The organism is Cutibacterium namnetense (genome assembly GCF_001642025.1).
GTDB classification, from domain to species: domain Bacteria; phylum Actinomycetota; class Actinomycetes; order Propionibacteriales; family Propionibacteriaceae; genus Cutibacterium; species Cutibacterium namnetense.
In genome coordinates, this window is record NZ_LWHO01000002.1 from 45,409 (window position 1) to 67,642 (window position 22,234).

19 protein-coding genes, 1 pseudogene and 1 riboswitch are annotated in these 22,234 nt (G+C 60.2%); of the genes and pseudogenes, 14 read left to right on the forward strand and 6 right to left on the reverse strand.

Annotated features, from left to right (window positions below; genetic code table 11):
* Positions 1 to 72 precede the first annotated feature (72 nt).
* The 4 genes and pseudogenes from A5483_RS03010 to argR all read left to right on the forward strand — a co-directional run bounded on the left by A5483_RS03010 (position 73) and on the right by argR (position 3,945).
* A pseudogene (locus tag A5483_RS03010) lies at positions 73 to 1,208 on the forward strand (arginine deiminase).
* Positions 1,209 to 1,280: 72 nt separating this feature from the next.
* Positions 1,281 to 2,285: an ornithine carbamoyltransferase gene (locus tag A5483_RS03015; protein WP_063810994.1), complete on the forward strand. Its 1,005-nt coding sequence runs from the start codon at positions 1,281 to 1,283 to the stop codon at positions 2,283 to 2,285.
* Between the two features lie 26 nt (positions 2,286 to 2,311).
* The gene (gene arcC, locus A5483_RS03020) at positions 2,312 to 3,217 is read left to right on the forward strand and encodes a carbamate kinase (RefSeq protein WP_002549320.1); all 906 of its coding nucleotides are present in this window, start codon (positions 2,312 to 2,314) and stop codon (positions 3,215 to 3,217) included.
* 38 nt (positions 3,218 to 3,255) lie between these two features.
* Positions 3,256 to 3,945, forward strand: a complete 690-nt coding sequence (gene argR / locus A5483_RS03025) for an arginine repressor (RefSeq protein WP_241497671.1) — start codon at positions 3,256 to 3,258, stop codon at positions 3,943 to 3,945.
* Positions 3,946 to 4,014: 69 nt separating this feature from the next.
* Here argR and A5483_RS03030 read toward each other — a convergent pair whose 3' ends face one another.
* Positions 4,015 to 4,617, reverse strand: coding sequence for an HAD-IA family hydrolase (locus A5483_RS03030; protein ID WP_002549323.1), 603 nt, complete (start codon positions 4,615 to 4,617; stop codon positions 4,015 to 4,017).
* 116 nt (positions 4,618 to 4,733) lie between these two features.
* Here A5483_RS03030 and A5483_RS03035 point away from each other — a divergent pair, with 116 nt between their 5' ends.
* The 6 genes from A5483_RS03035 to A5483_RS03060 all read left to right on the forward strand — a co-directional run bounded on the left by A5483_RS03035 (position 4,734) and on the right by A5483_RS03060 (position 10,359).
* Positions 4,734 to 5,396, forward strand: a complete 663-nt coding sequence (locus tag A5483_RS03035) for a peptidyl-tRNA hydrolase (protein ID WP_063810995.1) — start codon at positions 4,734 to 4,736, stop codon at positions 5,394 to 5,396.
* Positions 5,397 to 5,419: 23 nt separating this feature from the next.
* On the forward strand, positions 5,420 to 5,938 hold the full coding sequence (locus tag A5483_RS03040; protein WP_002549344.1) for a glycine cleavage system transcriptional repressor: 519 nt from the start codon (positions 5,420 to 5,422) through the stop codon (positions 5,936 to 5,938).
* A gap of 25 nt (positions 5,939 to 5,963) precedes the next feature.
* Positions 5,964 to 6,932 (forward strand): aldo/keto reductase, encoded by a 969-nt coding sequence (locus A5483_RS03045; RefSeq protein ID WP_002549333.1) that lies wholly within the window; start codon positions 5,964 to 5,966, stop codon positions 6,930 to 6,932.
* Between the two features lie 52 nt (positions 6,933 to 6,984).
* A complete protein-coding gene (gene tpx, locus A5483_RS03050; RefSeq protein ID WP_063810996.1) occupies positions 6,985 to 7,488 on the forward strand; it encodes a thiol peroxidase in 504 nt (167 codons plus the stop codon).
* A 163-nt stretch (positions 7,489 to 7,651) separates the two neighbouring features.
* Positions 7,652 to 9,076 carry an amino acid permease gene (locus A5483_RS03055; protein WP_002549444.1) on the forward strand — a complete coding sequence of 475 codons (1,425 nt, stop codon included), beginning with the start codon at positions 7,652 to 7,654 and terminating at the stop codon, positions 9,074 to 9,076.
* A gap of 47 nt (positions 9,077 to 9,123) precedes the next feature.
* Positions 9,124 to 10,359, forward strand: a complete 1,236-nt coding sequence (locus tag A5483_RS03060; RefSeq protein ID WP_063810997.1) for an alpha-amylase family protein — start codon at positions 9,124 to 9,126, stop codon at positions 10,357 to 10,359.
* Positions 10,360 to 10,383: 24 nt separating this feature from the next.
* On the opposite strand, the gene A5483_RS03065 is transcribed toward A5483_RS03060, so the two are convergent.
* Together A5483_RS03065 and A5483_RS03070 are read right to left on the reverse strand one after the other, a co-directional pair.
* The gene (locus A5483_RS03065) at positions 10,384 to 11,514 is read right to left on the reverse strand and encodes a nucleotide sugar dehydrogenase (RefSeq protein WP_241497672.1); all 1,131 of its coding nucleotides are present in this window, start codon (positions 11,512 to 11,514) and stop codon (positions 10,384 to 10,386) included.
* Between the two features lie 155 nt (positions 11,515 to 11,669).
* Entirely contained in the window at positions 11,670 to 12,614 is a 945-nt protein-coding gene (locus A5483_RS03070; RefSeq protein WP_002549440.1) for an alpha/beta fold hydrolase, read from the reverse strand.
* A 217-nt stretch (positions 12,615 to 12,831) separates the two neighbouring features.
* Positions 12,832 to 13,083, forward strand: a riboswitch (cobalamin riboswitch).
* Positions 13,084 to 13,163: 80 nt separating this feature from the next.
* On the opposite strand from A5483_RS03070, the gene mutA reads away from it, so the two are divergent.
* The 4 genes from mutA (at position 13,164) to A5483_RS03090 (ending at position 20,146) form a co-directional block, all read left to right on the forward strand.
* Positions 13,164 to 15,074 (forward strand): methylmalonyl-CoA mutase small subunit, encoded by a 1,911-nt coding sequence (gene mutA, locus A5483_RS03075; protein ID WP_063810998.1) that lies wholly within the window; start codon positions 13,164 to 13,166, stop codon positions 15,072 to 15,074.
* Positions 15,071 to 17,260 carry a methylmalonyl-CoA mutase gene (gene scpA / locus A5483_RS03080; protein WP_002549363.1) on the forward strand — a complete coding sequence of 730 codons (2,190 nt, stop codon included), beginning with the start codon at positions 15,071 to 15,073 and terminating at the stop codon, positions 17,258 to 17,260. Before mutA ends, scpA begins: the two co-directional genes overlap by 4 nt.
* Positions 17,261 to 17,410: 150 nt before the next feature.
* Complete coding sequence (meaB, locus tag A5483_RS03085) at positions 17,411 to 18,457, forward strand: methylmalonyl Co-A mutase-associated GTPase MeaB (protein ID WP_002549299.1); 1,047 nt, start codon at positions 17,411 to 17,413, stop codon at positions 18,455 to 18,457.
* A gap of 213 nt (positions 18,458 to 18,670) precedes the next feature.
* A complete protein-coding gene (locus tag A5483_RS03090) occupies positions 18,671 to 20,146 on the forward strand; it encodes a S8 family peptidase (protein ID WP_063810999.1) in 1,476 nt (491 codons plus the stop codon).
* Positions 20,147 to 20,225: 79 nt separating this feature from the next.
* Here the strand turns inward: A5483_RS03090 and A5483_RS03095 are convergent, their stop codons facing one another.
* Genes A5483_RS03095 through A5483_RS03105 form a run of 3 tightly spaced genes read right to left on the reverse strand, consistent with a single transcriptional unit; the run spans position 20,226 to position 22,138 of the window.
* Positions 20,226 to 20,441, reverse strand: coding sequence for an RNA-binding S4 domain-containing protein (locus A5483_RS03095; RefSeq protein ID WP_063811043.1), 216 nt, complete (start codon positions 20,439 to 20,441; stop codon positions 20,226 to 20,228).
* Positions 20,442 to 20,486: 45 nt separating this feature from the next.
* Entirely contained in the window at positions 20,487 to 21,248 is a 762-nt protein-coding gene (locus A5483_RS03100; RefSeq protein ID WP_042842889.1) for an amino acid ABC transporter ATP-binding protein, read from the reverse strand.
* Positions 21,249 to 21,283: 35 nt separating this feature from the next.
* A complete protein-coding gene (locus A5483_RS03105) occupies positions 21,284 to 22,138 on the reverse strand; it encodes an amino acid ABC transporter permease (protein WP_338152042.1) in 855 nt (284 codons plus the stop codon).
* Positions 22,139 to 22,234: the final 96 nt, after the last annotated feature.

Below are 22,234 nucleotides of genomic sequence, written 5' to 3' on the forward strand. Positions count from 1 at the left end.
AAGCTGCGTGAGGTGCTGGTCTGTGAACCACGTCTAGCGCATCGCCGACTCACTCCGAGTAATTGCAGGGAATTGCTCTTTGACGACGTCCTCTGGGTCGAGAAGGCGCAGGAGGATCACCGGGAGTTCGTGGCCAAGATGCGCGAGCGTGGAATTGTCGTCCATGAGATGCATCAACTGCTATCCGAGGTGCTTGACACTCCGGAGGGTCGTGCTTGGGTACTTGATCGGAAATTGTCCCCCAATGCGGTTGGATTGGGTGTTGACGAGGACGTTCGGGATTGGCTTGATGACATGCCCTCGGATACTTTGGCCGAGCATCTCATCGGTGGAGTGGCCTACGGGGAGGTGCCTGCCGACAGGCGCAAGCACGTCCTCGGAGCGCTTATCAAGGCACACAGTGAAAATGAATTCCTCATTCCACCGCTGCCTAATACCCAGTTCACCCGGGACACCACGGCATGGATCTTCGGTGGCGTCACCTTCAACCCGATGCGCTGGCCAGCTCGCCAGCACGAGACGGTCCTGGCCAGTGCCATCTACACCCGGCACCCCTCTTCGCCGAACGTGACTTCAAAGTCTGGTATGGCTACGCCGAGGCCGATCATGGCATGTCCACCCTCGAGGGCGGCGACATCATGCCGGTTGGTAACGGCACGGTGCTTATCGGGATGGGGGAGCGATCCTCATGGCAAGCCATTACCCAGCTGGCTCGTTCCCTGTTCTCCCAGAATGCAGCGCGCAAGATCGTGGTCGCAGCCATGGCGCCAGACCGAGCTTCTATGCATCTCGACACGGTGTTCAGTTTCTGCGACGTCGACCTCGTGACCCTCTACAAGCCCGTGGTCGATACCATCACCTCTTTGGTGCTCGAGCCCAGCAGCGAGCCGGCAGGATTCTCGGTACGTGTCGACGATCGTCACTTCACTGACGTCGTTGCCAGCTCCTTGGGGCTTGACGGGTTGCGTACCGTCGAGACCGGTGGCGATCGTTGGCAGGCCCAACGTGAGCAGTGGGACGACGGCAACAACGTGGTGGCTCTCGAGCCTGGTGTCGTCGTTGGCTACGATCGCAACACTGCGACCAATGCTTTGCTCGCGAAGGCCGGGGTAGAGGTCGTGGAGATCAAGGCCGCTGAGTTGGGACGCGGTCGAGGAGGCGGTCACTGCATGACTTGCCCGATCACCCGTGATCCGGTGGATTACTGATAAATCCCCGAAACGAAAAACAGGTAACATGCGTTCGTCGCGCGGACATATCTAAGAAAGGAACGTCATATCATGGCTTTTAATTTGAAGAATCGCCACTTGCTATCGCTGGCTCATCACAGCACCGAGGAAATCCGTTTTCTGGTCAATCTGGCCGCAGACCTCAAGGAGGCCAAGTACTGCGGGACGGAGCAGCCGCTCCTTAAAGGAAAGAACATTGCCCTCATCTTCGAGAAGGCGTCGACTCGCACGCGTTGTGCCTTTGAGGTGGCAGCTCACGACCAGGGTGCCCATGTGACCTACTTGGGGCCCAGCGGATCCCATATTGGCCACAAGGAGTCCATGAAGGATACGGCCCGCGTCCTAGGGCGTATGTATGACGGCATCGAGTACCGAGGATTCCATCAGTCGACGGTGGATGAGCTTGCTGAGTACGCAGGCGTCCCAGTGTTCAATGGCCTGACCGATGAGTTCCACCCGACTCAGATGCTCGCTGACGCCCTCACCATGCGTGAGCACGCCGAGAAGCCCTTCCACCAGATCAAGTTCGCCTACGTTGGCGACGGACGTAACAACATGGGCCGTTCGCTTCTGCTGCTGGGTGCCAAGCTTGGCATGGATGTGCGTATCGGTGCTCCCGAGGGGCTGCAGCCTGAAGCGGAGCTGGTGGAGCGTTGCCGTGAGTGGGCTGAGCAGTCCGGTGGCAAGGTGCTAGTGACCGCGTCTGCGGAGGAGGCCGTGCGCGATGTCGACTTCATCCACACCGACGTGTGGGTGTCCATGGGAGAGCCCGTGGAGAGCTGGAGCGAGCGAGTTGAGACCCTGTTGCCCTTCCAGATCAATGATACGTTGGTCAAGGCTGCTGGCAACCCGCGCGTCAAGGTGATGCACTGCCTGCCGGCATTCCACAACAGTGAGACGGCGGTTGGTGCCCAGGTCGCTGAAACCTACCCGGAGCTGGCTAATGGTATTGAGGTGACGGAATCCGTCTTCGAGTCGCCTGCCTGCATCGCGTTTGATCAAGCGGAAAACCGCATGCATACCATCAAGGCCGTCCTCGTGTCCTCTTTGGCCTGACGCGTGACCTTAGGGAGAACGAAACAATGAGAGTTTTGGTTGCACTTGGTGGAAACGCGCTGCTGCGGCGTGGGGAGACCATGACGGCGGAAAATCAGCGCGCCAATGTGCGTATTGCCGCAGGTCACATCAAGGAGGTTGCGGTCGATCATGAAGTCGTCGTGGCCCACGGTAATGGTCCTCAGGTAGGTTTGTTGGCGCTGCAGTCGACGGCCTACGAAGAGGTTGGGATCTATCCCCTTGACGTGTTGGGCGCAGAATCGCAGGCCATGATCGGTTACATGATCGAGCAGGAGCTTGGCAATGTGATGCCCAAGGATCAGCAGATCGTCACCATGGTCACGATGACGGTCGTCGACGCCGATGATCCTGCGTTTGACAATCCCACGAAACCGATCGGTCCGGTCTACGACGAAGAAACCGCCAAACGGTTGGCGGCTGAAAAGGGTTGGTCGATAGCCCCGGACGGTGAGTACTACCGGCGGGTGGTCGCCTCACCGCAGCCCAGGAACATCATCGAGCAGAAGGCGATCCGGCAGTTGGTGGATTCCGGTGTCATGGTGGTGTGCGCCGGAGGAGGCGGCGTCCCCTGCGTCTATGACGAGGACGGCACCCTGCACGGAGCTGAGGCAGTCATCGACAAGGACCTTGCCTCCGCCGAACTCGCCGTACGTGTCGATGCAGATCTGCTTGTCATCGCCACCGATGTGGCCGGTGTGTTCCGTAACTGGGGCGAACCCGGTCAGGAGCGCATCGAGCAGATGCACGCACAAGAGGCCCTTAACACGGAGTTTGCTGCCGGTTCGATGGGTCCGAAGGTTAAGGCTGCCTGCAACTTCGCGTTGGCAACCGGAAAACGTGCTGTGATTGGGTCGCTGGAGGATATCCAGGGCTTGGTCGCCGGCACCCACGGGACTGCCATCATCCCCTGACAGTGATGGATTAGGAAGATCTAGCGTGATCGTATACGATGTACACGATCACGCTAGAGACTCCCGGCGGGGTTTGCCGTGGGCTGAGGCTCTGGGGTGCTCGTGACGATTGTGTTGTGAAAGAGGCGGTATTGTTGAACAACGATGATCACAGAGCGGTTCTCGTATCCAGAGCGGCTCGGCTAACCCGTATCAGTGCTTTGATCCGGTCTGAGCAGATATCCTCGCAAGCTGAATTGGCGCGGAGGCTGGCTGCCGAAGGAATAGTCGTGAGCCAGGGCACTCTTTCCAGAGATCTCAAGGATGCGGGAGCGGTGCGTGGCCGGGATCAATTGGGGAATTTCCAGTACAGCATTCCTGAGGGTGAGCATCCTTCCCATGTGACGACGGGGCTCCCAGCTCGGAACCACTTGGCTCGCATGTGTCATTCGTTGTGTACTGAGGTGAACAGCAACGATGGCGCGGTGGTTATTAAGACCCCGCCCGGCGCGGCTCAATATTTAGGCTCCGCGATCGACTCCTCGGGTATTGACGCAATCATTGGCACAATTGCGGGTGATGACACAGTTCTCATCATCTGTCGGCCTGGTGCTGGAGGCGATGACCTTGCTAAGTCGTTCCGCCAAATGGCCGAGACTGGCTTTCCCCCCGAGGGTTTGGTTGCCGTGGGCCCAGCGGCCTCCGCTATGGAGTCCAGTCTTTGTGGCACACAATATGATGAAATATGAAATCGATGCCGCAGCTTCGTTCCCAAAAATTCTTCCCCGTTAAGGAAATTCTTGGAATTGGATCGCTGCTCACAAATACGTGAGTAGGTCATTGAGGGCATTAATCGTGGGTATCCCCGGCTGCGGCTTCCTAGATAACAAGATCCCTTCAATCCCAGCCGCATGCGCGGCGTCGACGTCGATGGGGCGGTCACCCACGGCGACGACGTCGTGCGGATCTAGCCCGTGGCGTTCCATCAGTACATGGTTCATCTGGGGATCAGGTTTGCGGGCGAAACCGTCGGGTGCGCACACCAAATCGTCGACCTGTACCCCGAGGGCGCGCAAGAGGTCTTCTGCACTGGTGCGATCACGATGGGTCGCGACGAGGTTGAGCCCGCTGCCTTGACGTACCGCCGCCATAACGTCAGCTGCTCCCGCCATGAGCGGCGCAGGGTTGTGTATCCACTTCTTTTTGAGGGCGGAGTATGCCTTGTTGAGTTGTGTCGGTGGTACGTGGTGACGGGCAGCCAACTCGTCGGTGGCATGGGCGATTGACTGCGATCTCAGCCGTGCCACCTCGGCCAGCTGCTCCTTACTGGGCTGGGCCCAGATGACCTCCGCGAGGGTTCGATCGACCTCCGGGTAAGTGTCGATCAGCGTTCCTCCCATGTCCCAGATGATGCTCCGCACGTGTGCGAGTCTTGCAGATGTGCGGCCGCGACGACGACCACCCTCACTAGTTGTCCGGCTCGGAGGGTAGCCTACGATGGGTGACTACGCCTGACCACGAACCCGATCCCTGGGCGATGCAATTGGTGTTACTTCGTGACAAACGTCACCCGGCGCGTCAGGTGGATGCTTGTGAGGCGGCAGCGCGGGCCGTCGTCTTCCTTCTTGATGACCCTCGCACCCAGCCAGGAGGCCCATGGCATGACGCTGTGCGGCAGTGGTCTGACAAGCGCATCCGCAAAATCGTCCGCCGTGCCTCTGGCAAGAGGTGGGAGGACGTCCAGGTCTGCGACGGCATCACCGTCAGCCAAGATCCACCTTCGGACGCCGCTCCCGACACTGGCCCAGCTAGGGTGCGGGCCTTCGTCCCGGCTCCGGTGCATCCCCAGCCCAAGCAGATCGACAAACTCCAGGTTGCCGGCACCAATCTGCCCGCTGACGGCGACTCCATCACTACCGAACCCGTTGTGACGATAGAAATTAACCCTCGCATCGAGATGACCACCGGCAAGGCCTGCGCTCAGTGTGGCCACGCTGCCCAGCTTGCTCACGAAGCTATGAGCTCCGGTAATGACGATGACCGCCATGCCCTGGATGCCTGGCGTCACGACGAGTTTCGGGTTCGCGTCGTCACGCCTACGGTTGAGCATTGGGACGCTGATGTTGCTCGGGTGAGGGTTGTTGATGCCGGCTTCACGGAGTTTGATGGGCCCACTGCGACTACTAGGGCACGGTGGTGACCGGGGTCGCGTAGACTCGTGTCATGACTCAACTCCTTCTCACCGCGGTCGGCGCGGACCGCGCCGGGCTTGTCTCCGACGTGTCAGAAATTGTTGCCCGCTACGACGGTAATTGGCTTGACAGCCGTATGGCGCGGCTCGCTGGTGCCTTCGCTGGGATTGTCCTCGTTGACGTCGAAGATGCCAAGGTTGATGTCCTCACAGCTGACCTAGGCGGTCTTGAGGCCAAGGGTCTGCGGGTCACTGTGACTAATACCACCGCGCGGCAGCATGAGAGCGAAGCTGTCTTGGTGGTTCACCTCGTCGGCCATGACCATCCGGGCATCATCCATAAAGTGACGGCCACTATGGCCCGCCTCGGGGTCACCATCGATGATCTGTCGACGGGGTTGCGTGAGGCTCCGATGGGAGATGGCATCCTGTTTGAGGCGCAGGTGCAGTGCCGGATTACGAACGCGACGACCCTCGACGATCTACGCTCGGAACTGGAATCCATTGCCACCGAGATCATGGTCGACATCGATCTGGTCGACCGTTCCTGATCCCGGGCATCGTCTAGGAGGTCTCATGACTCGTATCCCTGGCACAGATCTGGACATCAGGCCGTTGGTTTTGGGGGCCAATACCTTTGGCTGGACGGCCGACGAGCACGATTCCCATGCCATCCTGGACGCTTTCCTCGATGCCGGGGGCTCATTGGTCGACTCCGCTGACGGCTACTCCCACTGGGTCGACGGCAATACCGGGGGCGAGTCTGAGCGAATCATTGGCTCGTGGTTGGAGAAGGGCGGTCGACGTGACGACATCGTCATCGCCACGAAAGTCGCAACCCATCCAGAGTTCAAGGGCCTGGCACCTGAGAACATCGCTGCCGCAGTTGACGCCTCTCTGGCCCGACTCCATACCGACCACATTGATCTTTATTATGCCCACTTCGATGACGACACCCAGCAAATCGAGGATATGGCAGCGGCTTTCGACAAGCTTGTTAAGGCTGGCAAGGTGCGCTGGGTTGGCCTATCGAATTTCTCCGTGGCCCGCGAGCAGAAGTGGCTTGAGGTGGCCGAGCATGAGGGGCTGACCAAGCCAGTGGCATTGCAACCCCAGTACAGCCTGTTGCATCGCGCAGACGTTGAGGATCCGCAGGGCTACGGTCAGCTAGCCGGTGAGTACAGTCTGGCCCTCTTCCCGTACTTTTCGTTGGCGTCGGGGTTTCTCGCCGGCAAGTACGCTACCCGGGGCGACCTGCATGGTGTTGCCCGGGAATCCATGGTGGCGGCCTATCTGTCTGACGCCGAGCACGAGAAGGCGGCTTTCGCTGTTCTCGATCAATTGCGTCAGATTGCCGGAGACCACGGCGTCGAGGTGACCTCGGTCTCGCTGGCGTGGTTACTGGCTAAAGGGGTTACCGCACCCATCGCTTCGGCGCGCACTGTTGATCAGCTTGGTTCATTGCTGGCGGCAACCGAACTCACGTTGACCCATGATGAGGTGAGCGCGCTTGACGCAGCCTCGGACCTGTTCACTCGGGACTGAATGATCCCCTAGAGCCTCGTGGTTAGCGCCTACACCTGCATAAGGTGTGATTATGGCCACTACTGCTTTTAAGGGACAAACCGTCAACACTGTCGCTGATCTTCCTGAGGTTGGGTCTGCGCTGCCGTCATTTACCCTTGTCAAGACTGATCTTTCGGAGCTGACGAGCGACGAACTCAAGGGCAAGAAGTTCGTCCTCAACATCTTCCCAAGCATCGACACCGGTGTCTGTGCCAAGAGTGTTCGTACCTTCAACGATAAGGCTGCCGGACTCGATGACACGACCGTGCTGTGTGTTTCCCGTGACCTTCCGTTTGCTCAGGCTCGCTTCTGTGGTGCAGAGGGTATTGAAAACGTCGTCGTCGCCTCCGCCTTCCGTTCTCATTTCGGTAAGGACCTTGGCGTCACCCTCGCTGACGGTCCGATGCAGCACTTGCTGGCGCGCGCCGTCATCGTTGTGGACGCCGAGGGCAAGGTAACCTACACCCAGCTCGTTGATGAGATCACCACTGAGCCGGACTACGACGCTGCCCTCGAGGCCACATCCAAAGCCTGATTCCCGGTGGTATTGAGGGGGCGCGTTTCGGCATGGTGCCGGAGCGCCCCTGTACGTGTGCCGCATTTCAGCATACGGGGTATTGGATAGGGGGTTGGCCGAGGGCGGTACAGTAGCGGGCGCTTCGCTCAGCAGGGCGGGGCGCTCCTATCTGAGGACCACCATGGATGGCGAATTGAAGCGCGGGCTCTCCTCGCGCCATATGAACATGATCGCAATCGGCGGGGCTATCGGTACTGGCCTGTTCGTGGCATCTGGTGCCACCATCTCCCAGGCTGGGCCAGGCGGAGCCCTGGTCGCCTACCTCGCTATGGGCCTCATGGTCTTCCTGCTGATGCAGTCTCTCGGTGAGATGAGCTCCTATCTCCCGGTGCCAGGCGCATTCGAAACCTACGCCACGAGATTCGTCTCGCCTTCCTTCGGCTTCGCATTGGGATGGAATTACTGGTTCAACTGGGCCATCACAGTCGCCGCTGAATTGGCTGCTGCTTCCATCGTTATGGCCTACTGGTGGCCTGGAGTACCGGCCTGGATGTGGTCGGTCGGTTTCCTAGCGCTCCTCTTCCTCTTGAACGTCTTATCTGCCCGCGCATATGGTGAGAGTGAGTTCTGGTTCGCCATTATCAAGGTGACTGCGGTCATTGTCTTCCTGGTGCTTGGCATTCTTATGATAGCCGGGATTATGGGGACATCGCCTGGGTTATCTCATTGGCATCGAGGTGACGCGCCCTTCGTTCATGGGTTCGGCGGTATTATGACCGTCTTTCTTATCGCTGGATTCTCCTTCCAGGGCACCGAACTCATCGGCATTGCTGCTGGAGAATCGAAAGATCCCGGAAAGACGGTTCCCAAGGCCACTCGTCAGATCTTCTGGCGGATCATGATCTTCTACATCGGTGCCATCGCCGTCATCGGTTTGTTGCTGCCCTATACGGACCCGCACCTGCTCGCTGGTGAGGTCACCGATGTTGCTGTCAGCCCGTTTACGCTGGTCTTGAAGCGGGCCGGGGTTGCTGGTGCGGCGGCTGTTATGAACGCGGTCATCCTCACCTCGGTGCTTTCGGCTGGTAATTCTGGCCTCTATGCGTCTACCCGAATGCTTTATGCGTTGGCGGGTGAGGGCAAAGCCCCCCGGATTTTCGGTCGCACTAATCGACGGGGTGTTCCGGTGCCGGCCCTTATCGTCACCACCCTGGTCGGTGCGGCCTGTTTTGCTACCTCTCTGGTGGGGTCAGGTCAGGCATATACTTGGCTGGTCAATATCTCCGGTCTGTGTGGATTCATTGCATGGATCGGTATTGCGATATGCCACATTCAGTTCCGACGCGCCTTTCTGGCCCAGGGACACGACCTATCCGAGTTGCCGTACCGGGCGCGCTGGTATCCGGCTGGACCGATTGTTGCTGGGGCGCTGTGCGTCATCGTCACCCTCGGCCAGGGACGTCACGCAGTTCTCAGCGGTGATGTCACCGGCATGATCGTCGCCTATATCAGCATTCCGGTATTCCTGATGCTGTGGCTCGGTCACAAGATCGTCACCAAAGCGCCTCGTGCCGATCTTTCGACGGCCGATCTTCAGCACGACTGACATGATGGACAGTGGTAATTGATCGGCTGTGACAACGGGGAGGCATCATGGCTCAGCGGCCCGAATGGGTTGATCACCTTATTGGGTGGCATGTCTATCCTTTGGGATTCGTCGGGGCCCCGATGCACCTGGAATCTCAGGAGGTGAGTCATCGCCTCGGTCATCTGGAGGTCTGGCTCGACCACGTCGTGGCATTGGGTTGTTCCGGTCTGGTCTTGGGGCCGGTTTTCTCCTCGGCTAGCCACGGCTACGACACTTTGAACTACTTCACGATCGACCCTCGGCTCGGTGACGACGCTGACTTCGATCACCTGCTTCAGGCAGCCCATGATCGTGGCTTGTCAGTGCTGGTTGACGGGGTATTCAACCATGTCTCGAGCCGCAACCACATCGCGCAGGATGCGCAAAATGCTGGGCCAGATTCAGAGGCCGGCCGGATGGTTCGCTGGCGCGACGGGCAGCTCGACGTCTTCGAAGGTCATGGCGGCCTGATCACCCTTAATCACGATAACCCCGCAGTGCGGGAACTCATCACCCAGGTCATGAACTATTGGTGTGATCGGGGTGTTGACGGTTGGCGACTGGACGCTGCTTACTGCGTCAACCCTGAGTTCTGGGCTGCGGTGCTGCCCGCGGTACGCGAGAAGCACCCCAACGTGTGGATTTTCGGTGAAGTCATTCACGGCGATTACGCGGGTATCGTCCGGACCTCGGGGATGGATTCGGTCACCCAGTACGAGCTATGGAAGGCGATATGGTCGTCCATCGAGTTCCATAACTTTTTCGAGCTTGATCACGCTCTAGGCCGTCATAATGAGTTCAGCGACGCTTTCACCCCGATGACTTTCGTCGGCAACCACGACGTCACCCGCATTGCCTCGAAGGTGGGGCAGGACGGCGCCATCCTCGCGACCGCGATACTGGCCACCATTGGCGGTATCCCGCTCATCTATTACGGGGACGAGCTGGCTTATCGCGGAGTCAAAGAGGAGAGGATCGGTGGCGACGACGACATTTGCCCGGTCTTCCCGGCTAGGCCGGCGGATCTGTCGAACCTCGGCGCAGACACCCTGCGCGCTCACCAAGACCTACTCGGTCTACGGCGCCGTCACCCGTGGCTGGTGGACGCTCGCACCCAGGCCTTGGAACTCACGAACGAACGCTACGTCTACCGCAGCGGAGTGCCGGGGATAGAGCCTCTCGTCGTGGAACTCGATGTGCGTGACGGCTGCTCGGCTCTCATTCGGCAAGCCGGTCAGGTTGTCTGGTCTAGCCGGGGGTGACCCTTATGGTCGGCGTCGCCCAAGTCAGTCGCCGCCAAAGAGATCCCGGGTGTAGACCTTGCTAGCGACGTCGGCTAAGTCCGGTGACATCCGGTTGGCAATGATGACGTCGCAATCAGCCTTGAACGTGCCAAGGTCCTTGGTGACTGCCGAATGGAAGAACTCGTCGCCGTCAAACGTCGGCTCGTAGACGACCACCTCGATGCCCTTGGCCTTGATGCGCTTCATGACGCCTTGGATTGAGGAGGATCGGAAGTTGTCAGATCCTGCCTTCATAACTAGCCGGAAGATCCCCACCCGTTTCGGGTCCCTGGCGATGATGTCGGAGGCGATGAAGTCTTTGCGCACCGTGTTGGAGTCGACGATGGCTTGGATGAGGGTCTGTGGCACGTCCTGGTAGTTCGCTAGCAGTTGCCGGGTGTCCTTCGGTAGGCAGTAGCCGCCATATCCGAAAGACGGGTTGTTGTAGTGGTTGCCGATGCGAGGATCGAGGCAGACCCCGTCAATGACTTGCCGGGTAGATAGCCCGCGCTGGGAGGCATAGGTGTCGAGCTCATTGAAGAAGGACACTCGCATCGCCAGGTAGGTATTGGCGAAAAGCTTGATGGCCTCGGCCTCGGTGGCACCGACGAAGAGCACCGGGATATCGGCGTCGATAGCTCCGGTGGTCATGAGGTCGGCAAAAAGGTGGGCTTTGGGGGAGTCGGACCCGATGACGATGCGCGACGGGTGGAGGTTATCAAACAGGGCCTTACCCTCTCGCAGGAACTCGGGGGAGAAGATGACGTCGAGCCCGGGGCGTTCCTTGCGGACACCCTCGACGAAACCTACTGGAATCGTTGACTTGATGACGATTGTCGCCTGGGGAGCAAGTTCCTGGACCAGGTCAAGAACACCGTCGACGCTTGAGGTGTCGAAGTAGTTCTGGTCGGGGTCATAGTTAGTTGGGGTGGCGATGATAACGAAATCTGCCCCCCGGTATGCCTCCTGAGGATCAGTCGTAGCGCGCAGATCCAGGTCGTGATGGGCCAGGTACTGCGCAATAAGGGGATCCACGATCGTCGTGTGTCCGTGGTTGACCATCGCGACTCGCTCGGCGTCAATATCGATAGCGACGACGCTGTTGTACTGGGCAAGCAGTACTGCATTGGCCATGCCGACATAGCCCAGCCCTGCAACGGCGATTTTCACGAGAGGTCCTTTCGGTGGGTCCCCACGAGTCTACGGCGATGGCGTGGCGCACGGTATCGGTCGCATTCCACCGGCCATCGACAACGCTGTGTTGTAGGGCTGGTTTTGAGCAAGCACCGTCACGAGTGCTTAATGTCGGCCACCCGATTCACGAAAGCGATAAGGCTGTGCTCCACGTCGGCACGTGACTCGGGTTCGTTATGCACTTCGTGACGCAGGCCGTCGTAGAGGTGCAGCTCGACGTCGTGCCCGTCCCTTCGCAGGCGTTGTGCGACAGCCTGCACGCCGGTGCCGAAGTTGCCGGCAGGATCCTCGCTGCCTGCAAACAGGGCGATGGGGATCTTCGGCATCGCCGCATAGAAGCCTTCCCCGTTAGCCATGTCGTAGATGTCGGAGAAACCCTGCAGGAAGCGCGTGCTCATTGGGGCACCGAAGTTATTGAACTTATCTTTGCCGTGGTCGGCAACGACGTCCCTGTTGCGAGCCACCCAGCCGGTGGGGCCGTCGCCTTCGCTCAAGCGATCAGTAAATCCGTCAAACATTTGGGCGACGAGGGACTCGGGGGCGGGACCGGCCGGGTTGGTCGCCATGGCCTTCGCGAGCGCCTCGTGGTCAAGGGTGGTCTCGAGGCCGCGCAGCTGCGCCACGACGCCGCCTAGCGCTAAGCCGTCGAGGCGGGCGTTGGGGCGGGTAGCCATCGCACGGGCAATCAGGGAGCCCCAACTGTGGCCGAAGACCACCCAGGGCAGATCATCGAACTGGCCTGCCAACTGCTGCTGCAGTGTGAGCTCGTCGGAAATGACAACCTCGGCGGAGTTGTCGCCCGCGTCAGCCCAATGGCCCGACTGCATGGCGGTGCGACCGTGGCCGGCATGGTCGTCAGCGACGACGACAAAGCCCGCATCTAGCAGAGCCGAAATCATGTGCAGGTAGCGGCGTGAGTGCTCACCCAGACCGTGGACGATCTGGACGACGGCCGCCGGCGTTCCTACTGGTTCGTAAGCCCATGCCTGGATGGCGTCGCGTCCATTGCGCGAAGTGAATTCGATTTCCTGCAATGCCATGATTGACCTCCTCGTCAGTGGCCTAGCTGCCGTCACCGGGAGGCTAACATCTCCTAGGCCCCTAGTAAATGACTGATGAGTGCTGGGTGCCATGGCTCTAAGGCGGCTAGCTAGGCCCAGTACCCGCAGGTTCGCGGCAGGGAGTGAGCGGCCGTTCATCTGGCATATGCACAATCGTGCACATGTGACCCCGCTGCAGGGAGCTGGTTGTGCGCGGCCTAGTATCGTACCTGCTGGTGCTGAGAAATCCTTCCTAGGATTTTGAGGCGGTAAGAGGGAATCCGGTGAAACTCCGGAACTGCCCCGCAGCGGTGAGTGGGAACGACATCACCATCGTCGCTCATCCGGTTTTCGAATCGGGTTGGCGTCGATCAAGCACTGGGCTTCGGTCTGGGAAGCGGTGACGTAGGACTCGTCGGCAGACGAGGTGCCCATGAGTCCGAATACCTGCCAGAGCGTGTGGTGCACTCCGCGTGTACCACAGCGTCCGAGGTCTCGAGGGCCGGCCGAGGTCGTCCAACCATCCGCAGCGGAGCAGGAGTCTAACGAATGACTGATCCTGACAACCTCGCATCCAAGTCCGTCGAGGACAGGATGCCTGAGGAGTTGAGCCTGGCCGGGGACTTCCCGAAGGTCACCCATGAACAGTGGGAGGACGCGGTCCTCAAGGTCTTGAACCGAGGTCGCCCCGAGGGCAAGGAACTCAACATAGAGCAGGGAATGAAACGCCTCGAGCCGACGACGGTCGACGGCATCCAGATCGAGCCGATGTACCGGCGTCAGGATGCCCCCGAGAAACTCGGTGTTTCGGGTGTGCCGCCCTTCACTCGTGGCACGACGATCCGTGAAGGCAGCATGGACGCATGGGACGTTCGGGCCCTTCACGAGGATCCCGACGTCGCATTCACCAAGAAGGCCGTCATCGCTGACCTTGAGCGCGGCGTGACGTCCCTGTGGCTGCGAGTCGGAGCTGACGCTATCAAGCCCGAGGACATTGCCGGCGACCTCAAGGATGTGTTGCTCGACCTGGCTAAGGTTGAGGTTTCTAGCCGTGACGATCAAGAGGTCGCTGCTCAGGCTCTCCTGGACGTCTACGCCGAGTCCAAGATCGACGCTGACAAGTTGTCGTTCAACCTCGGCCTGGATCCGATCGGGTTTGCGGCCCTCAACGGTGGTACTCCGGACCTGTCTGGGATGGCCACGTGGGTTAAGAAGACTGAGAACTACAAGAATTCCCGCCCCTTCGTCGTTGACGCGACGATCTATCACAACGCCGGTGCTGGTGACGTGCATGAGCTCGCGTGGGCTATCGCAACCGGCGTCGAGTACGTCCGAGCTCTCATCGAGCAGGGACTGACGGCTGAGCAGGCCTTCGATTCCATCAACTTCCGCGTCTCGGCCACCCACGACCAGTTCCTCACTATTTCCCGGCTGCGCGCCCTGCGTACTCTGTGGAACCGCGTTGGCGAGGTGTTCGAAGTGCCGGCTGCTAAGCGCGGTGCCCGTCAAGAGGCGGTCACCAGCTGGCGTGAGCTCACTCGCGACGATCCTTACGTCAACATCCTTCGCGGCACGATCTCAACCTTCGGCGCTGCTGTCGGTGGCGCCGAGGCGGTCACGACCTTGCCCTTCGACGCCGCTATTGGTCTGCCGAAGAGCGACTTCTCTCGTCGTATCGCCCGCAACACTGGCATCATTCTCGCCGAGGAGTCGAACATTGGCCGCGTTAATGACCCGGCGGGTGGCTCTTTCTACGTCGAGGCACTGACCAAGAAGCTGGAAGCGGCCGGGTGGGCTGAGTTCCAGGCTGTCGAGGCCGCTGGTGGCATGGTTGCCGCTCTCACCGGCGACCATGTTCGTACCGAGCTCGACAAACTCAACACCGAGCGCGCCAAGCGACTCGCTACTCGCAAGCAGCCGATTACGGCCGTAAGTGAGTTCCCGCTGCTCGACGCTAAGACTGTTGAAACCAAGCCCTGCCCCGACGTTGCCGAGCGCAAGGGTCTGGCATGGCACCGTGACTCTGAGGTCTTCGAAAGTCTCGTCGATCGTTCCGCCACCTGCTCCGAGCGGCCGAAGGTGTTCCTGGCCTGTCTGGGGACCCGCCGCGATTTCGGTCCCCGCGAGGGATTCTCCGCCCCGGTGTGGCACATCGCCGGTATGGAGACCCCGGAGTGCGAGGGAGGCACCACTGAGGAGGTCGTGAAGGCCTTCAAGGAGTCTGGTGCTGAGGTCGCCGACCTGTGCTCGAACGCTAAGACCTACGCGGCTCAGGGCCTCGAGGTCGCTAAGGCCCTCAAGGAGGCTGGCGCCAAGCTGGTCTACTTGTCAGGTGCCTTCAAGGAATTCGGTGATGACGCTGCCGAGGCCGAGAAGGTCGTCGACGGGCGCATCTACCTCGGGATGGACGTCGTGGACGTCCTGACCACTACTCTGGACACGTTGGGAGTTGCCAAGTGACCACCCTGCCTCGTTTCGATTCCATCAACCTCGGGGACTCTCCGGTTCCTGCGGATGCGCAGGAGCAGTTCGCCAAGCTCGCCGCGGCCGCCGGCGAGCAGGAGCCCTGGACTACTCCAGAACAGATTCCGGTTGGTCATCTGTACTCCGAGGACGTTTACGGTGACATGGACTGGCTGGATACCTACGCTGGTCTGCCGCCGTTTACTCACGGTCCGTACGCCACCATGTACGCCTTCCGGCCGTGGACGATTCGTCAGTATGCCGGATTCTCCACTGCTAAAGAGTCCAACGCGTTCTACCGCCGTAACCTGGCCGCCGGCCAGAAAGGCCTGTCGGTTGCTTTCGATTTGCCGACGCACCGCGGTTACGACTCCGACAATCCGCGTGTTCCCGGTGACGTCGGCATGGCCGGTGTGGCTGTGGACTCCATCCTGGACATGCGTGAGCTGTTCGCGGGCATCCCGCTGGACCGCATGTCGGTGTCCATGACGATGAACGGCGCGGTGCTGCCGATCCTTGCCTTGTACGTTGTTACCGCCGAGGAGCAGGGCGCCAAGCCTGAGCAGCTCGCCGGAACGATCCAGAACGACATCCTCAAAGAGTTCATGGTTCGTAACACGTACATTTACCCGCCGCTGCCCTCTATGCGGATCATCTCCGACATCTTCGCGTACACCAGCGCGAACATGCCGAAGTGGAACTCCATCTCGATTTCTGGCTACCACATGCAGGAGGCTGGCGCGACTGCCGACATCGAGATGGCCTACACCCTGGCCGACGGCGTCGACTACATTCGCTCCGGCGAATCGGTGGGCCTGCAGGTCGACCAGTTCGCACCACGGTTGTCCTTCTTCTGGGCCATTGGCACCAACTTCTTCATGGAGGTCGCCAAGATGCGTGCGGCCCGTATGCTGTGGGCCAAGCTGGTGCATCAGTTCAATCCGAAGAATCCGAAGTCGATGAGTCTGCGAACCCATTCGCAGACTTCTGGCTGGTCGCTTACCGCTCAGGACGTCTACAACAACGTCATCCGTACCTGTGTGGAGGCCATGGGAGCGACCCAGGGGCACACTCAGTCCCTGCACACCAACTCCCTCGATGAGGCCATCGCCCTGCCGACCGACTTCTCCGCTCGTATTGCGCGAAACACTCAGCTGTTCATCCAGCAGGAGTCGGGCACTTGCCGGGTCATCGATCCCTGGAGCGGTTCGGCCTACGTCGAGAAACTCACCCTCGAGCTGGCCCGCAAGGCCTGGGCTCACATTCAGGAGGTTGAGAAGGCCGGCGGCATGGCCAAGGCTATCGAGAAGGGCATCCCGAAGATGCGTATCGAGGAGGCCGCTGCTCGTACCCAGGCCCGTATCGACTCGGGTCGTCAGCCCCTTATCGGCGTCAACAAGTACCGTCTCGATGAGGAGGAACCCCTCGAGGTCCTCAAGGTCGACAACACCCAGGTGCTCAAAGAGCAGAAGGCCAAGCTCGAGCAGCTTCGCGCCAACCGCGACGAGGAGGCCTGCCAGGCCGCTCTGGAGAAGCTCACCTGGGCAGCCGCCAACCCGGACCCGAGCGATCCTGATCGTAACTTGCTCAAGTTGTGCATCGATGCTGGTCGCGCCGACGCTTCTGTTGGTGAGATGTCTGATGCAATGGAGAAGGTCTTCGGGCGTTACACCGCCCAGATCCGTACCATTGAGGGCGTGTACAGCAAGGCAGCCGGCAACTCCGAGTCCACCAAGAAGGTCCACGAGCTCATCAAGCAGTTCGAGGAGAAGGAGGGCCGTCGTCCGCGCATCATGATCGCGAAGATGGGCCAGGATGGTCACGACCGTGGTCAAAAGGTCGTCGCGACCGCGTATGCCGATCTTGGGATGGACGTTGACGTCGGCCCGTTGTTCCAGACCCCGGAGGAGACTGCTCGGCAGGCTGTTGAGGGCGACGTCCACGTCGTCGGCGTCTCTTCGCTGGCCGCTGGACACCTCACTCTGGTGCCGGCCCTGCGCACGGAACTAGACAAGCTCGGTCGCTCCGACATCATGATCGTCGTTGGTGGCGTCATCCCGACCCAGGACTTCGATGAGCTGCGTAAGGACGGCGCGGCGGCCATCTACCCGCCTGGCACTGTCATTCCGGACGCTGCCGTTGAGTTGATGGAGAAGCTGCTCGCCGCTCACAACGACGACTGAGTCCGATGAGCTAACCTGAACGAGGCCTCCGGAACCTAGGTTCCGGAGGCCTCGTGGTTTCCTGACGTTGGCATGCTGCGGAAATCCACGCGGGATGGGGCCACAGCCGTAAACGTCCTCCTCGGGCGGTACGGTAGAGGTACCCGCCCGATGAAGGAAATGGTGATCATGCCGATCGACGTCCCCGAACTGGTTGAGCAAGTTCTGGCCGGGAGCCGCCAGCACATTGCCAAGGCGCTGACTCTGGTGGAGTCGAGCAAGCCGGCTCATCGTGAGAATGCGCGCGAGATGTTGCGTCAGCTCGCTCCGCACACCGGTGATGCCATCCGAGTCGGCATCTCTGGCGTTCCGGGTGCGGGTAAATCCACCTTCATTAACGCCGTCGGCGGCAAGCTTATTGACGATTTTGACTACAAGGTTGCAGTCCTGGCCGTCGATCCTTCCTCGACGCGAACCGGTGGATCGATTCTTGGTGACCGCACCCGGATGGGCGATCTGGCTAACCGTGATAAGGCATTTGTCCGACCCTCGCCCTCGGGCGGCCACCTTGGTGGCGTTGCCCGTGCCACTCGCGAGGCCATGATCGTCATGGAGGCGGCTGGCTACAACGTCGTCCTCGTTGAGACCGTGGGCGTTGGCCAGTCTGAAGTCGCCGTTGCCGGAATGGTCGATACCTTCCTTATGCTGTCGGTTGCTGGTACTGGTGACCAGCTTCAGGGCATTAAGAAAGGTATCCTGGAGCTTGCCGATGTCGTCGCGGTCAACAAGGCCGACGGCGACAATGCGGGTAATGCGCGAGTCTCCGCCCGAGACCTCTCGATTGCGATGAAGCTTGTCTCCTCTGACGCGGATAAGCGGCGCGTTCCAGTGCTCACCTGCTCCTCGTACACCAAGGAGGGCCTCGACGACGTCTGGCAGGCGATTGTCGACCATCGTGCATATCTGGAGAAGGACGGTTCCCTGCGGGTTCGTCGTACCGAGCAGCAGCGGGAATGGCTGTGGAATATGGTTCGCAACGAGATCTTGGAGTCTCTTGATACCGATCCCAGTGTCCAACAGACGGCAGCGCGCATCGAGGCTGGGTTGGGCATTGAGGCTACGAGCGCTCTGGAAGGGGCTGAGGAGATCCTGCGTGCCTTCGCTCGCGCCGTCCCCAACCTCCCATGGGCCCAGGGAGAGTTGACCAGCGGGTCCTGAGCTTGGGGGAATGGCCACCAGAAGTGACTGGTCGGGGTGCTCAGTACTCCCGACGTCGTCATGCGGTGAACACATTCAGGGATGAGACTAACCCACTCGTGCGGCAGAAAGGTTTCTCGACCGACATGTGAGAAGTTTCCAGATAAGTCTAGATAACGGCTCGCTGTTACCGTAAATTTATTTCACCCTTAGCAAACTGAAAGGAATGAATATATGGCATCACGCCGTACGTTGACTCTGGTACTCTGTGCGATCACTGGCGCATCACTTGCCGCGACCGCCGTCCCCAGCAACGCCGCTCCCACCTTCACTACCTCACCGCTACGCACTTCCGATTCCACGCAGTCCACCAGCGGGTTCGTCGTCCATCTCAAGGATCGTTCGGCTTCTGCTCTGGGCGTTTCGAAGGTGGCCGGTACCGCCTCCGTGATGCGGGCAGCCAGCACGTCTCTACGAGGGGCGGTGGATCGTGCTGCGAAGGAGCGAGGCGCCCACATTACTGAGTCATTGGCTCGTGCTAACAACTCCATGTCGCTTCAGGTTTCTCAAGGACTCAATGCCGCGGCGGCTAAGGCCTTTGCCTCTGAGATCGAGCGCAGCCCAGAGGTGGAGTCCGTTGAGCCCGTCTTGCACATGGCGATTAATGAGAACACCGGTGCCCGTCCTGCCGCAGTGTCGTCAACTCCAAACGACCAGTATTGGGACCATCAGTGGGGCTTGAACTCTGAGAAGGGGATCAACGCTCCCGGCGCATGGGGAACCAGCACAGGATCCGGAGTGACGGTGGCCGTCGTTGACACCGGTATCACCAAGCATCCGGATCTGGATGGCAAGGTTCTGCCCGGTTACGACTTCGTTTCCGACCGGAACGTCGCCGGTGACGGGGATGGTCGCGATTCGAATCCCTCTGATGAGGGCGACTGGACTCGGGCGGGGACGTGTTCCCGACGTGACGTCCCGTCGTCGTGGCATGGCACCCACGTGGCGGGCATCGTTGGCGCCTCGACCAACAATGGTATGGGCGTTGCCGGGGCCGCTCCAGATACCAAGATTCTGCCGGTGCGAGCGCTAGGCCACTGCGGTGGAACCGACGTCGACATTGCCGACGGCATCACCTGGGCTTCCGGCGGCGAGGTCCCGGGTGTTCCCACTAACCAGAACCCTGCCAAGGTCATTAGTCTGAGCCTCGGTGGTCGGTCCAACTACTGCCCGATCAGCTACCAGCGAGCCATTGACGCGGCCGTCTCTCGTGGATCCACCGTCGTCGTGGCAGCCGGTAACGAGACGATGGACGCTAGCAAGTCGACGCCTGCCAACTGCCGCAACGTCGTTGTCGTCGGAGCAACCGGTCAGAGTGGCGCCCAGTCGTACTTCTCGAATTACGGTTCGGCTGTTGACTTGTCGGCTCCCGGCGGTGACGACCACGCTGGTGACCTCATCCTGTCGACCATAAACAATGGCAAGACGACCCCCGGTGCCCCGGCCTACGGTTACATGGAGGGCACGTCCCAGGCCACCCCGCACGTTTCCGCCGTTGTGGCTCTGATGGTCGCCGCTAACCCGAAACTCACCCCTGCGAAGATCGAAGAGATCCTCAAGCAGTCGGTGAATCCGGCCGATTGCAAGTCCGGTTGCGGTACCGGCATCGTTGATGCCCGCAAGGCGGTCGAGGCAGCAAAAGCGGCCTGATCGCTAAGATCCTGTGCATGGTGAGTGGCCTGGACCATATGGTTCAGGCCACTCACCATGTCAATAGGTTTGCGCAGAATTACCAGGAGATATCGGGCTCGGTGAGATCGACAGTCTCTGTGACGGTCTGCTCGCCGGTTGTGACCCTCACCTCGTCACCGGGGTGGAGCTGACGTCCCCGCCTGGTCTCCACCTCGCCATTGACGCTGACCATGCCTGATGCGATGAGTTCGCGGGCCTGCCCGCCGTTCTCGGCGAGATTGGCGAACTTGAGATATTGGCCGAGCCTGATCATCTGATTGTCATGCACACTGCCACTGTGTCATGACGTCACGACACCTCACAGCACGGAATTGATAAACCCGCGCAGGCGATCGGACTTCGGGTTGTCAATAACCTGATCGGGGGAGCCGGCTTCGACAACGACTCCGCCGTCCATAAACACGACGTGGTCGGCGACCTCGCGGGCAAATCCCATCTCGTGGGTCACAACGATCATCGTCATGCCTTCGCCAGCCAGATCCTTGAGGACGCTCAGCACTTCCCCGACGAGCTCGGGGTCAAGGGCCGAGGTGGGCTCGTCGAAGAGCATGAGCTCGGGCTTCATGGCCATCGCGCGGGCAATGGCGACCCGCTGCTGCTGGCCGCCGGACAGCTCAGCGGGGTAGTGGTCAGCTCGATCGGCCATGTCGACACGATCCAACAAGGACATGGCCAGCGACTTAGCGTCCGCCTTGTTGAGCCCCAACACCTTGATAGGGGCTTCCATGACGTTGCCCAAAGCGGTCATATGGGGGAAGAGATTAAAGCGCTGGAACACCATGCCAACGCGGGCGCGCTGGGCGGCAATGTCCTTGTCAGAAAGCTTCTCGAGTCGGCCGTCGGGGAGCGGATCGCGCTGGTAGCCCACGCGTTCACCACCGACCCAGATTTCCCCGGCCTCGAAGGTTTCCAGCTGGTTGATGCACCGCAACAAGGTGGACTTGCCCGAACCTGATGGGCCGAGCAAGACGCAGACTTCACCGGGGGCGATGTCGAGGTCGATTCCTTTGAGGATATGCAGGGGCCCAAACTCTTTGTGCAGTCCGGTGATGTGCACCATTGGTTCAGCGCTTGCAGATGCTTCGGTGGATGTGCTCACTGCTCGACCTCCAGGGCAATGTTCTTATGTGTAGTTCCAGCCGCCTGGATGGCAGCTTGGCGGTGCAGCCGCTTCGACGAAGACTTCCCGTTGAATCCGCGACCAAAGTACTGCTCGAGGAAATGTTGCCCGATCATGAGGACACTCGTCACAACCAGGTACCAGAAGGCAGCGACGATGAGCAGGGGGATTGGAGCGTAGATGCGGTTGGCGATGGCACTGGTGGCGTACTGCAGGTCGAGAGTGAAGGGCACGGCAAGGACCAGCGAAGTTGTCTTGAGCATGCCAATGGTCTCGTTGCCCAGCGGCGGGATGATGACCCGCATCGCTTGAGGAATAATGACGCGCCGCATGATGAGGGACGGTTTCATACCCAAGGCCTTGGCCGCTTCGGACTGACCGGCATCAACGGACTCCAGACCCGAGCGGATGATTTCGGCTAGGTAGGCACCCTCATTGAGGCCTAGACCGATGATCGCGGCTGCGAGCGCCGTGACGACTTTTTCTGTCTCGATGCTGGCAAGTTGTGGACCGCCGAAGGGCACCCCGATGGACAGGGTGGGATATAACACTGCGAGTAGACCCCAGAACACCAGTTGGGTGTATACCGGCACACCCCGGAACACGAAAATGTATGCCCGTGAGACACCACGCAATACGGGATTGCGGGACTGTCTCATCATGGCCATGAGGAGAGCTACGGCGGTTCCGAGGAGCATCGCTGCGAAGGTCAGCACGATGGTGTAACCGATACCAGTAATGACTTTGACGTCGCGCAGGTACAGCCACACGACCGGCCACTGATAGTTGGGGTTAGTCACGAGGCCCTGGACGAAGACTAGCGCTAGCATCGCGACGATGACGGCTGCGATCCAGGTGCCGGGGTGTGCGACGTCACGGGCTTGGATGCGATTGGGGATGTCGGCGTGGTGGTTGGCCACCGGGAG